Origin of the sequence: uncultured Flavonifractor sp., from assembly GCF_944383115.1 — a bacterium.
Lineage (GTDB): Bacteria > Bacillota > Clostridia > Oscillospirales > Oscillospiraceae > Flavonifractor.
Genome location: NZ_CALWOJ010000068.1, coordinates 1 through 11751, shown reverse-complemented (window position 1 = coordinate 11751; position 11751 = coordinate 1). Strand labels below are relative to the sequence as shown.

Here is an 11751-nt window from a genome sequence, read left to right as displayed (position 1 = left end):
CCGAACTCCTCTTCCACCGCCATGGTCAGTTCCACGATGTCCAGAGAGTCGGCGCCCAAATCCTCGAAGGAGGTGTCCATGGTGATGCTGTCAGCTTCCACACCAAACTGCTCGGACAGCAGACCGGCGATCTTCTCAAAAATCATGTTCATCTACTCCTGTCGCACCCGTCGTCCGACGGCGTCTTTGCTCTTGCACTATGATAATAGGCAAGTTTCCATCGCCTGTCAATAGGTAAGTCAAATTTTTTCCTCTGCGCCGGCGGGCATGCGCATGTATGAGATGTTCTCCACCAGGTCGTCGATCATGCCGGAAGCGGCAAAATCCCTGGCCTGCCGGATGGCGTTTTTGATGGCGTAGTCGTCGGAAGAACCGTGGGCCTTGATGACGGGTTTGGAGATGCCGATGAGGGCGGTACCGCCCACCTCGCCGGAGTCCATCATTTTCTTGAACTGCTTCAGGCCGCCGGATACCAGCACCGCCGCCAGCTTGGTCAGCAGATTTTTCTTGAACATGGCCTTGAGCTGTTTGGCCATAAAGCCGCCGGTACCCTCCATCGTTTTCAGGAAGATATTGCCCGAATAGCCGTCGGACACAATGACGTCCACCTGGCCGAACACCGCCTCCCGGGCCTCCACATTGCCCACAAAACGGATACGTCCGGCCTTGTCGGCCTCGGTGAGCAGGGCGTGGGCCTCCCGCTGCAGATCGGTACCCTTGGAGGGCTCCGCCCCGATGTTCAGCAAGCCCACCTTGGGCTCAGGCCGCTTAAGCACCCGCTCGGCATAGTAGGAACCCATAAAGGCAAACTGGAGCAGGTACTCCGGTGTGCCCTCGGCGGTGGCGCCGCAATCGATCAGCACCGCGCCGCCTGCGCCCGTAGGCACCACGGGGGCCAGAGCAGCCCGGCGGATACCACGCACCCGCTTGATCATCAGGGTGGCGGCGGAGAGCAGGGCCCCGGTGCTGCCGGCGGACACAAAGGCGTCGCCGTCCCCGTTTTTCAGCAGGTTGAGGCCCACGGTGAGGGAGGAGTCCTTCTTCTCCCGGAAGGCGGTGGCGGGGTTGTCGCACATCTCCACCACCTGGCTGGCGTGGGCAATCTCCAGACCGGGAGGCAGCTCGTCGATGCCGTCGTCCTTCAGGACCTTGAGGATGTCCTCCCCACGGCCCACCAGGATGACCTCCACCCCCAGCTCGCGAACTGCGGCCAGCGCGCCCCGCACATTGGAGACTGGCGCGTTGTCGCCCCCCATAGCGTCTACGATGATCTTCATACGGTTCTCCTCTTCTTTCTATGTTCTTTCCACATCTGATATGGGGCGGAGTTCGTCGGTCAGGCCCAGCAGGTAGTCGGCGGAAACCTGAAAGGTTTCACACAAAATATAAAGCCGCTCCATTGTGGTGGCGGTTTTCCCGTTGGCCATATCACTGACCTGAGCAGTGGATACACCCAGAATCTTCCCCAACTGAGCATAGGTCATATTTTGCTTCTGGATCAGCTCTTTCAGCCGTGTGGAAAATACAGTTCGCTGAAACATGACCTTCCCCCTTGACATATTAGATATAATCTAGTATTCTTATATTAGATTATATCTAATGATGTGTAATGTTATGGATACTTTGCTGTGTGATCTCCTCTCCCTGGCGCAGGAGCATTTTCTCACCCTCCCCGACGCCGAGGACGCATCCCGCCAGCGGCTGCTGGCACGGCATCTGGATACCGTTCGGGCCGGACTGGGGGAGGAATTTATGGACAAGCTGTGGGAAGTTCTGGCGGAACAGGGCCGGGCAGATCAGGAGGCCGCCTTCCTGCGGGGCCTGCGGCTGGGCCTGGCCCTCCACCGCCTTTGAATTGTTACGGGGCCACATCCAGCCCGCTCAAACTCTCCAGGGCCCGTTTGGAGAGTTCGGCATTCTTGTTCCGCTTGCCCTTGACCTTATAGCCCAGGGGCGGAATGATGCCGAAATTCACATTCATGGGCTGGAAGTCGATGACACTCTCATTGCTGATATACAAGGCCAGGGCGCCGGTGGCGGTCTCCTGGGGGAAATCCACCGGCGGCTTGCCGGTGAGACGCCGGGCCAGCTCCACCGCCGCCAGGAAGCCGGAGGCGGTGGACTCCACATAGCCCTCCACCCCGGTGATCTGGCCGGCAAAGCAGATGCGCGGGTCCTTCTTCACCCGGTAGTACCGGTCCAGCAGCCGGGGGGAGTCCAGATAGGTGTTGCGGTGCATGACCCCGTAGCGGACAAACTCCGCGTTTTTCAGGGCGGGGATCATGGAGAACACCCGCTTCTGCTCCGGCCATTTCAGGTGGGTCTGGAAGCCCACCAGATTGTAGATGGTGCCGTCGGCGTTGTCCCGCCGCAGCTGCACCACGGCAAACGGCTCCTTGCCGGTCTTGGGGTCCCGCAGGCCCCGGGGCTTTAACGGCCCATAGCACAAAGTCTGCTTGCCCCGGCGGGCCATGACCTCCACCGGCATGCAGCCCTCAAACACGTTCTTGTCCTCAAAGCCGTGGACCTCCGCCTCCTGGGCTGCGCACAGCTGGGTCCAGAAAGCGTCGTACTCCTCCTCAGTCATTGGGCAGTTTACATAATCAGGAGTCCCCTTATCATAGCGGGAGGCGAAGAAGGCGCTGTCCATATCCACGCTCTCAAAGGTGACCAGGGGGGCGGCGGCGTCAAAGAAGTTCAGGTAATGGCTCTCGGGGAAGAAGTCTTTGATGGCCTCCGCCAGCACGTCGGAGGTCAGGGGCCCGGAGGCCACAATCACATTCCCCTCCGGGGGGATGGCTGTGACTTCCTCCTCCACCACGGTGATGAGGGGATGGCTTCGGATTTTTTCCGTGATGGCCTGGGCAAAGCCGTGGCGGTCCACCGCCAGGGCGCCGCCGGCCTCCACCCGATGCTCGTCGGCGCAGGAGAGGATGAGAGACCCCATACGGCGCAGTTCCTCTTTCAGCAGGCCCACCGCATTCTCCAGCTGGTCGGAGCGCAGGGAGTTGGAGCATACCAGTTCTCCAAACCACTGGGTATGGTGGGCGGGAGTCATTTTATGGGGCTTCATTTCCTTCAAAATCACAGGGATACCCCGCCGGGCCAGCTGCCAGGCGGCCTCGCTGCCCGCCAGCCCCGCCCCGATGACGGTCACAGGTTCCATAGGTTCTCCTTTTCAGCCCGTAGGGGCGACCCTTGCGGTCGCCCGCGGGCGGCCATAAAGGCCGCCCCTACGATTCAGCTTTCTTTTTGGCGGCCGGCTTCTTGGCCGCCGTCTTTTTCGCCGTGGTCTTTTTGGCAGTGGTTTTCTTGGCCGCCGCCTTCTTGGCGGGCTTCTTCTCCTCCGGGGGTGTACCCTCCGCCGGAGTCTCCGCCGTGGTCTTTTTCTTATAGCCCCGCTGGTCCTCCGGCAGGAAGTTGGGGCACTCCGGGTTGATGCAGAAGGGCTTCTTAAAGCCCCGGCCCGACTTCTTGAACAGGGTGTGGCCGCACTGGGGGCAGTTGTCCTTCACCGGCACGTCCCAGGTCATGAAGTCGCAGCGGCGGGCCTCGTCCTTGTTGGAGTTGTTTTCACAGCCGTAGTAGGCGTAGCCCCGCTTGGAGGTCTTTTTCAGGATCTTGCCGCCGCACTTGGGGCATTTGCCCGGCATTTCAATGACGATGGGCTGGGTGTGATCGCACTCCGGCCAGCCGGGGCAGGCCAAAAACCGGCCAAACCGGCCCGACTTATAGACCAGGTTGCGGCCGCACTTGGGGCAGATCACATCGGACACCTCGTCGGGTACCTTGATGCGCTCCCCGTCCAGGTCGGCCTCGGCCTGCTTCAGTTCCTTTTCAAAGCCGCCGTAGAACTGGCCCAGCAGGCTCTTCCAGTCCACTTTGCCGGTCTCCACCTGATCCAGCTGCTCCTCCATGTTGGCGGTGAAGGCAGTATCCACGATGTCGGTAAATTTGTCCTTCATCAGGCCGGTGACCACCTCCCCCAGGGGGGTGGGACGCAGGTTCTTGCCCTCCTTCACCACATACTCCCGGTCCAGGATGGTGGAGATGGTGGGGGCGTAGGTGGAGGGGCGTCCGATGCCCTTCTCCTCCAGGGCCTTGATGAGGGTGGCCTCGGTATAGCGGCTGGGGGGCTGGGTGAAGTGCTGGTCGGGAGTCAGGCCCTTCAGCTCCAGAGGCTCCCCCTCCTTCAGATCGGGCAGGGGGGACTGGAAGGCCTCCTCCTCCTCGTCCTTGCCCTCCACATAGACGGCGGTATAGCCGGAGAACTTCAGGGCGGAGTGGGTGGCCCGGAAGGCGTAGCCGGCGGACTCCACCTCGATGGACACGCTGTCATACACGGCAGAGGCCATCTGGCAGGCCAAAAAGCGGCTCCAGATCAGCTTATAGAGCTTATACTGCTCGGCAGTCAGGGATTTCTTGATCTCGTCCGGGGTGAGGTGGACGTTGGAGGGCCGGATGGCCTCGTGGGCGTCCTGGGCCCCCGACTTGGTCTTGTACACCCGGGGCTTGCCGGGGTAGTAGTCGGCGCCGTAGCGGGACAGGATGAAGTCTCTTGCAGCGGCGGTGGCCTCGTCGGACAGGCGGAGGGAATCGGTACGCATGTAGGTAATAAGGCCCACGGTGCCTTCTCCTTCGATGTCCACGCCCTCGTAGAGCTGCTGAGCGATGGACATGGTGCGCCGGGGGGTCATGTTCAGCTTGCGGCTGGCCTCCTGCTGGAGGGTGGAGGTAATAAAGGGCGGCGCCGGGTTGCGGCTTTTATCCTGCCGCTTGACGCTCTTCACCGAGAAGGGTGCGCCCCGGACGGCGTCTGCCACCGCCTGGACCTCCTCCTCGTTGTTCAGGTCCATCTTCTTCTCTTTCCCGTAGAAGCTGGCCTTGAACTGGCCCTGGTTGGGAGAAATGCGGGCCAGGTCGGCCTCCAGGGACCAGTACTCCTGGGGGATAAAGGCCTTGATCTCTTCCTCCCGCTCGCACACCAGACGGGTAGCCACCGACTGCACCCGTCCGGCGGACAGGCCCCGGCGTATCTTCTTCCACAGCAGGGGGGAGATCTGGTAGCCCACGATGCGGTCCAGCACCCGTCTCGCCTGCTGGGCGTTGACCAGGTCCATGTCGATGGCCCTGGGATGGGCGATGGAGTCATTGACCACCTTCTTGGTAATCTCGTTGAAGGTCACCCGGTAGGTCTTGTCGTCCGGGATACCCAGCATCTCCTTCAGATGCCAGGAAATGGCCTCCCCTTCCCGGTCCGGGTCGGTGGCCAGAAAGACTTTTTCGCTCTTCTTGGCGGTCTTTTTCAGGTCGTCGATAACCTCTTCCTTGCCTTTGATGGGCTGATAGTCCACGGCAAAGTCGTGGTCCACATCCACGCCGATCTTGCTCTTGGGCAGGTCCCGGACATGGCCCATAGAGGCCTTCACCTGATAGCCCGGTCCCAGGTATTTACCGATGGTCTTGGCCTTGGCCGGAGACTCAACGATCACCAGATTTGATTTCGCCACTGTACGATTACTCCTTTATTCTTGTTCCTCAAAACGGACGGCGGCGGCATACCGCCGGCCCGGTAATTCCTTCAGATAGCCCCCGGCCTGCAACAGGGTAAGGGCGGTATTTACCCGCCGGGCGGGGATCTCGGTACGACCCACGATGTCGTCGGCGGTCAGCGCCTGCTGGCTCAGCAGGAAGAAGATCTCCCGCTGCTCCTCCCCCATCTGCTCCAGCCCGCTGCGGGGTACCACGGGCAGCCCCTCCTCCTGGGCGGGCTTTGCGGGTTTGGGCTCAGGCTCCGGCGGCGGGGTGGGCATGACCTCCAGCCGCCCGTCCGTCTCCTCGGCGGTCATGGGCTGGGGCCGGCACAGCTTATGGGCGTATCGCCCTTCATACTCACACAGGATATCCCCGGCGGTCTCCACCAGCTTGGCCTCGCCCTGGGCGATGAGCCGGTTGGTTCCGGCGCTGGTGCCGGCATCCACCGGTCCGGGAACGGCAAAGACGTCCCTGCCCTGGTCCAGGGCGTCATGGGCGGTGATAAGGGCGCCGCTGCGCTCCCCCGCCTCGACCACTACCACACCGGCGCACAGGCCGCTGAGAATGCGGTTGCGCAGCGGGAACCGCCAGCCGTCCGGCCTGGTGCCGGGCGGATTTTCCGACAGGATGGCGCCCCGGGCGGCCACATCCTGATACAGCCAGCTATTGCGGGCGGGATAAATGACGTCCACCCCACCGGCCAGCACGGATACTGCCCGGCCGCCGCCCTGGAGCGCGCCTTTCAGGGCCGCGGTATCAATGCCCTGGGCCAGGCCGGACACCACCAGCGCACCCGCCCGGGCCAAGCCCATCGCGATCCGTCCCGCTGCCCGTTCGCCGTAGTTGGAACAGGCTCTGGAACCCACCATAGCGATGGCAACTTCTTCATCAAAGCGAAAGAGGGTCCCTTTCCCATACAGGATCAGGGGGTAGTCGGCCAGCTGCAGCAGCCGTTCGGGGTAGGCCGCGTCCTGACAGCTGAGCAGAAACAGGCCCAGCCGGTCGCAGTCCTCCAGAATCCGCTCCGCCGGGTCCAGCGACTTGTCGCACAGGGCCCGTCTGGCCTCCTCTGTCAGGGGCAGCGCCTCATAGGCGGCGCGATCGGCATAGTAAGCCCGCTCGGCGCCGCCGAAATACTCCAGCAGCTCCACCTGGCTCCGGCGCGAAAGGCCACGCCGTGTAGTAAGCCAGAGCAGATATTGGATGCCCGCCATAACGGCGCCTCCTTTCCCAAGCTCTCACTGGTTCCGCCAGCCCTCCCACAGCACCACGGAGGCCGCCACCGCGGCGTTGAGGGACTCGCACCGCTCCCGCATGGGGATCTTCAGCGTCAGGGCGCAGGCGTCCAGCACCGGCTGAGACACGCCCCGGCCTTCGCTGCCGATGACCACGGCAGCCCGGCGCAGGTCAGCTGCCCGCAGGTCGGCGGTATCCGCCCGGAGGGCAGTGGCATAAAGGGGCATATCCGCTCCCCTTAAACGTGCAGTCAGTTCTGCCAGTCCGATCTCCCACAGCGGCAGGCGGAAGCAGGCCCCCATTGTGGCGCGCACCGTCTTTGGCGAATAGGGCTCGGCACAGCCGGGCAGCAGGAACACCCCGTCTGCCCCAAATGCGTCGGCGGTGCGCCAGATGGTACCCACATTGCCCGGGTCCTGAACGCCGTCCAGCACCAGATAGCGGCCCGGAACCAGCCGCTCCGGGGGGGGCAGCGCCGGAGTGCGGCACACCGCCAGCATCCCCTGGGGGGTATCCACAGTGGACACCGATTTCAGCACGTCGGCAGGGACCTCCACCAGGCGGGTGTCCCCCGGCAGGCCCGGCGGCGGGCAGGTTCCCTCCGCCAGCACCAAAGTTTCCACCTGGGCATGCCAGCGCAGGGCCTCCTCCACCAGCTTCACGCCCTCGCAGAGAAAGCAGCCCGCCTCGCGCCGGCTTTTTTTGTCGCTCCCCAATTTCTTCAGCCGCACCAGCAGGGGATTCTGGCGGCTTGTGATCCGCTCCAGTTCCATATTACAGATCCTGCAAGCGGTTGACGTCCTCGGTGCGGCCCAGGGCCACCACCGTATCGCCCGCTTCCATCACCGTATTGGGTCCGGGCGTCACATCGAAATCCTCCTGTCCCTTCTTCCGCACGGCAATGATGTTGACCTTGTACCGAGCGCGCACATTCAGTTCGATCAGGTTCTTGCCCAGCCAATCCCGGGGCACGGTGGTCTCCACGATACCAAAATCGTCGCTCAGCTCAATAAAATTAAGCACATTGGAGCTGGACAGGCCCTGGGCCAGTTTGACGCCCATCTCATGCTCGGGAAATACCACCCGGTCGGCGCCGATCTTTTCCAGCACCTTACGGTGTACATGGCTCTGGGCCTTGCAGATCACTTTGCGCACGCCCAGCTCCTTCAGATTCAGCGTGATGAGGGCGGAGGTACCCACGTCCACACCTACCGCCACCACCGCACAGTCGTAATTGCGCACGCCCAGCGCCCGGAGTACCGCCGGATCTCTGGCGTCGCCGGTGACGGCATGGGTGACCTTGTCCGCCACCTTCTGTACATTTTCCTCAGAGTCGTCCAGGGCCAGCACCTCATGGCCCAGAGAACTCAGCTCCGTGGCCACGGCGCTGCCAAAGCGGCCCAGCCCGATCACCACAAAGGTTTTCATCTGCTCACACGTCCTTCCAACCGGGTGGTTACCCGATCATCACATTCATTTCCGGATATTTGATCTTGGCCGCCCGCCCGCTGCGGGTAATAAAGGCGATGGAGAAGGAAAGCACGCCCACCCGTCCCATATACATCAGCAGAATGATCAGGGTCTGGGAGAACACCGACAGCGCGGGCGTGATACCGGTGGTCAGACCCACCGTACCCATCGCGGAGGCCACTTCAAAGGCGCAGTCCAGGTACGGCATACTCTCCACCGTGGAAATCACCATAGACCCCACCAGGAACATAAACAGCATCACCAGAGCCAATGTCATGGCGTTGAGGACCCGGCGGTAAGGAATGGTGCGGCCCCGGAATGTGACCTGCTCCCGCCCTGCCAGGCCGGAGCGAAGGGCCAGCAGCAGTACCGCCACCGTGGCCGTCTTGAGTCCGCCGGCGGTGGATCCGGAGGAGCCGCCGATGAGCATCAAAATGGAAGAAAAGGCCTTACTGGTATCACTGAGTCCACCCTGCCCAATGGCGTCAAAGCCGGCGGTGCGCAGGGTAACGGACTGGAACACGGCGTTGACCGCTTTCTGCCACACCGGCATGTCCCCCAGGGTGGCCGGATTGGACCACTCCTCCACCAGGAAGAAGAGGGCGCCCCCCACAATCAAGGTTCCAGTGACAATTAGCACCATCTTACTGTACACCGACAGGTTGCGCCAGCAGCGTTTTTCCAGGATATCCTCCCAGACAAAAAAGCCCAGGCCGCCCACCACGATCAGCGCGGCAATGGTACCCAGTACCAACGGGTCGCTCTGAAGTCCGGCCAAACTGCTGAACGCGCCGTACCGCCCGCCCAGCAGATCAAAGCCGGCGTTGCAGAAGGCGGATATGGCATGGAAGATCCCTCGCCAGATCCCGCCCAGGATACCGAAGCGGGGTATCATGGCCACGCTGAGCAGTACCGCCCCTATGCCCTCGATCAGGAAGGTACCCATCAGGGCGTGCCGCACCATGCGCACCACGCCATCCAGATCGTTCAGGTTCAGAGTGGACACCATGATAAGCCGCTCCGACAGGCCGATCCGCCGCCGCAGGGCAAAGGACACCAGGGTAATGACCGTCATAAACCCCAGGCCGCCCAGCTGAATCATCAGCAGAATCACAACCTGCCCAAAGAAAGACCACTGCACCCAGGTATCCACCAGAATCAGGCCTGTGACGCAGGTAGACGAGGTGGCGGTAAAAAGCGCCGTAAAGAATCCGGCGCTCTGCCCATCCCGGGAGGCGATGGGCAGCGTGAGCAGCAATGCGCCCACCAATATAATGACCGCAAAGGAACCTGCCACGATCCGGGTGGCATTCAGGCTCCGGTTGCGGATAAACATGTCCCTCATCCAAAGGGCAGATCGTTTGATCACAGTGGGGACCTCCTGGCTTTTCCTGTTCCGGGGCATGGGCGCTACGCAAAAAGCATACCGAAGGAATGATCCTCCTCTGGTATGCCTGTCTCTCTTCCCACCGGTACCGCGCCTGCCGGGGTTTTTCAGCCTCCCCCTGCGGCGCCGCCCATCCGGGAAACGGCCCCGTGGAATCATACAAAGGTAACTATAGCATACCTTTCAAAGATATTCAAGTCAACGATTTTTATACACCCGCCCTCAATTTCCTACCTTATATATAAAAAGCCAGTGGTGCAGCCCCGCCTCTGCCCTGCATATTTAACAGATTTCTCCAGCTCCTTGATCCCTTTCCTCGGATACTATGCAGCTGGCATATTGTGCCATTTCATAAAATACGATAAAATTTCATTATCCAAATAAATTGGCAGATCATCCATACAGGAGGAGGTTACTTATCATGAAGAAATTGCTTTCCATACTGCTGGCCTGTGGGCTGCTGTGCGCCCTGGCCGCATGCAGCGGAAACGGCAAGGTAAGCATCAGCATCGAGGAGGAGACCGGTTCCATCCCCCCTTCGGTCGCTCCCCAGAATACGGAGACGCCGGAGCAGACGCAGCCTGAGGCCACCACACTGGAACTGGACACCCTCTATGAGATCCCCGATTATGCCGAGCTGACCCTGGTTCGGATCACCACCACCAGCGAGGTGTGGGCCAGCATGGGCGGCACCCTTTACTACGAAAACAAAAAGGATGGGGAAATCTATATCGACGCGGTGTTTGACGTGGTCAATACCAGTTCTGAAACCATCGAATGCGATGAATTGCTCACCGCTACCGCCGTGGGCTCCAACGGCGCCGAGTACGACAGCGTACTCTATTGCGGCGAAAAAAACGATATGACCAGCGTCTCTTCCAATCTGGATATCCCGCCCCTCTCCAGCTGCCGGGTACACGCCGCCATCTCCGTTCCCGAAACGGAAAGCGAATTTACCCTGAATTATGACGTAAATGGCACGCTGTTCACCTGTCAGTACAACGCCTCCACGGAAATGAAGTCTACCACGCCCTTGAAGGCAGGGGATGTGATCCAAAATCCCGATTACGCGGATATGACCTTTGTGGGATACGAGTTTACCGATGCGGTATACCCCTCCAACACCAACGGCTACTACCGGTACTATAAGGTGGATAGCAGCGACAACACCTATCTGGCCCTCACCTTCCAGGTGACCAACTACCAAAGCACCGCCAAGGACATTGACACCTTCATCAGCGGGCGGGCCACCTTTATGGACAAATATCAGTACACCGGCTTTGTGGTCAGCGAGGATACCGACGGCGCAGGGCTGAGCAACTACAACGACATCCAGCCTCTGGCCACCGCCAAAGTGATCTGCCTCATTGAGGTTCCCAAAAGCATCGCAGAGGAGAACTTTACGGTCAGCGTGATGTTTGACAAGCAGGAGTATACCGTCTCTTCCGGCTCCTGAGTCCGTACGACATTAAGATTTTTTTATCAGACTGTCTTACTTTTGGCAGTGAAATAAGGAGGATCAACATGAAAAAAGTATGGTACCTGGTTCTTTCAGCGGCCCTTATCCTGTCTCTGGCAGCCTGCGGCGGCGAATCCAGCAGCAGCAACGCCGACACACCCAGCACCGAGACCAGCACATCGGCCGGCGGTGGATCGGCAGAGGGCGACACCGGCAGCGGCGGCCAGGAAGCAGATGTCCCCAACAACGGGGAGTGGGACGAAATCCTCTGCTCCGGCGACGGCTATCACCTGGTAAAGAAAGAAATCGACGCCTATGACGGCTACAAATTTATGCTGGGCGTTGTGGATGACGACGGCCAGTGGGTGCAGGAAATGACCGACACCGGAACTTTTGTGGAGGAAGTACGCTTCCGCGCCGAAGGCAGCAGCGAAACTCTGCGAGATAGTTCTTGTTACATGTACTTGGGCGAAGGCGTGTTCCTTGCCTCTCCGGGTGTCTCCGTATACACGAAGGACGAAGAGTACCGGGTCGGCCCTTGGCCAGACATGATAACCGATTCTGTTACAGGTCAACTTGAGGTTGCAGTCTGGGAGTGTCTTATCTGGAATGTTGTCGATAATTCTCAAGCCGAGTTTGATGCCTCTAAAATATCTACTTTCCA

The 11751-nt window shown here is 60.6% G+C and carries 11 protein-coding genes and 1 pseudogene; 3 read left to right on the top strand and 9 right to left on the bottom strand.

Annotation, left to right across the window (positions count from 1 at the left end; translation table 11 throughout):
• From Q0K43_RS08035 to Q0K43_RS08025, 3 genes are all read right to left on the bottom strand, one after another.
• A partial coding sequence (locus tag Q0K43_RS08035) for an acyl carrier protein (RefSeq protein ID WP_297290035.1) occupies positions 1 to 146 on the bottom strand: 146 nt, incomplete at its 3' end.
• 93 nt (positions 147 to 239) lie between these two features.
• Positions 240 to 1277: a phosphate acyltransferase PlsX gene (gene plsX, locus Q0K43_RS08030; RefSeq protein WP_297290034.1), complete on the bottom strand. Its 1038-nt coding sequence runs from the start codon at positions 1275 to 1277 to the stop codon at positions 240 to 242.
• A gap of 18 nt (positions 1278 to 1295) precedes the next feature.
• A complete protein-coding gene (locus tag Q0K43_RS08025) occupies positions 1296 to 1541 on the bottom strand; it encodes a helix-turn-helix domain-containing protein (RefSeq protein ID WP_297290033.1) in 246 nt (81 codons plus the stop codon).
• A 73-nt stretch (positions 1542 to 1614) separates the two neighbouring features.
• Between Q0K43_RS08025 and Q0K43_RS08020 the strand changes: the two genes are divergently transcribed.
• Positions 1615 to 1854: a hypothetical protein gene (locus Q0K43_RS08020; RefSeq protein WP_297290032.1), complete on the top strand. Its 240-nt coding sequence runs from the start codon at positions 1615 to 1617 to the stop codon at positions 1852 to 1854.
• Positions 1855 to 1858: 4 nt separating this feature from the next.
• Here the strand turns inward: Q0K43_RS08020 and trmFO are convergent, their stop codons facing one another.
• The 6 genes from trmFO to Q0K43_RS07990 all read right to left on the bottom strand — a co-directional run bounded on the left by trmFO (position 1859) and on the right by Q0K43_RS07990 (position 9610).
• Positions 1859 to 3166, bottom strand: a complete 1308-nt coding sequence (gene trmFO, locus Q0K43_RS08015) for a methylenetetrahydrofolate--tRNA-(uracil(54)-C(5))-methyltransferase (FADH(2)-oxidizing) TrmFO (RefSeq protein WP_297290031.1) — start codon at positions 3164 to 3166, stop codon at positions 1859 to 1861.
• Positions 3167 to 3233: 67 nt separating this feature from the next.
• Positions 3234 to 5510, bottom strand: coding sequence for a type I DNA topoisomerase (topA, locus tag Q0K43_RS08010; protein WP_297290030.1), 2277 nt, complete (start codon positions 5508 to 5510; stop codon positions 3234 to 3236).
• A gap of 15 nt (positions 5511 to 5525) precedes the next feature.
• The gene (dprA, locus tag Q0K43_RS08005) at positions 5526 to 6749 is read right to left on the bottom strand and encodes a DNA-processing protein DprA (protein ID WP_297290029.1); all 1224 of its coding nucleotides are present in this window, start codon (positions 6747 to 6749) and stop codon (positions 5526 to 5528) included.
• 24 nt (positions 6750 to 6773) lie between these two features.
• Positions 6774 to 7544, bottom strand: a complete 771-nt coding sequence (locus tag Q0K43_RS08000; RefSeq protein ID WP_297290028.1) for a TrmH family RNA methyltransferase — start codon at positions 7542 to 7544, stop codon at positions 6774 to 6776.
• A gap of 1 nt (position 7545) precedes the next feature.
• Complete coding sequence (locus Q0K43_RS07995) at positions 7546 to 8199, bottom strand: potassium channel family protein (RefSeq protein ID WP_297290027.1); 654 nt, start codon at positions 8197 to 8199, stop codon at positions 7546 to 7548.
• A 28-nt stretch (positions 8200 to 8227) separates the two neighbouring features.
• Positions 8228 to 9610: a TrkH family potassium uptake protein gene (locus Q0K43_RS07990; protein ID WP_297290026.1), complete on the bottom strand. Its 1383-nt coding sequence runs from the start codon at positions 9608 to 9610 to the stop codon at positions 8228 to 8230.
• A 439-nt stretch (positions 9611 to 10049) separates the two neighbouring features.
• On the opposite strand from Q0K43_RS07990, the gene Q0K43_RS07985 reads away from it, so the two are divergent.
• A complete protein-coding gene (locus Q0K43_RS07985) occupies positions 10050 to 11084 on the top strand; it encodes a hypothetical protein (RefSeq protein ID WP_297290025.1) in 1035 nt (344 codons plus the stop codon).
• A 68-nt stretch (positions 11085 to 11152) separates the two neighbouring features.
• Positions 11153 to 11751 (top strand): annotated as a pseudogene (locus Q0K43_RS07980) (hypothetical protein); the annotation flags it as partial.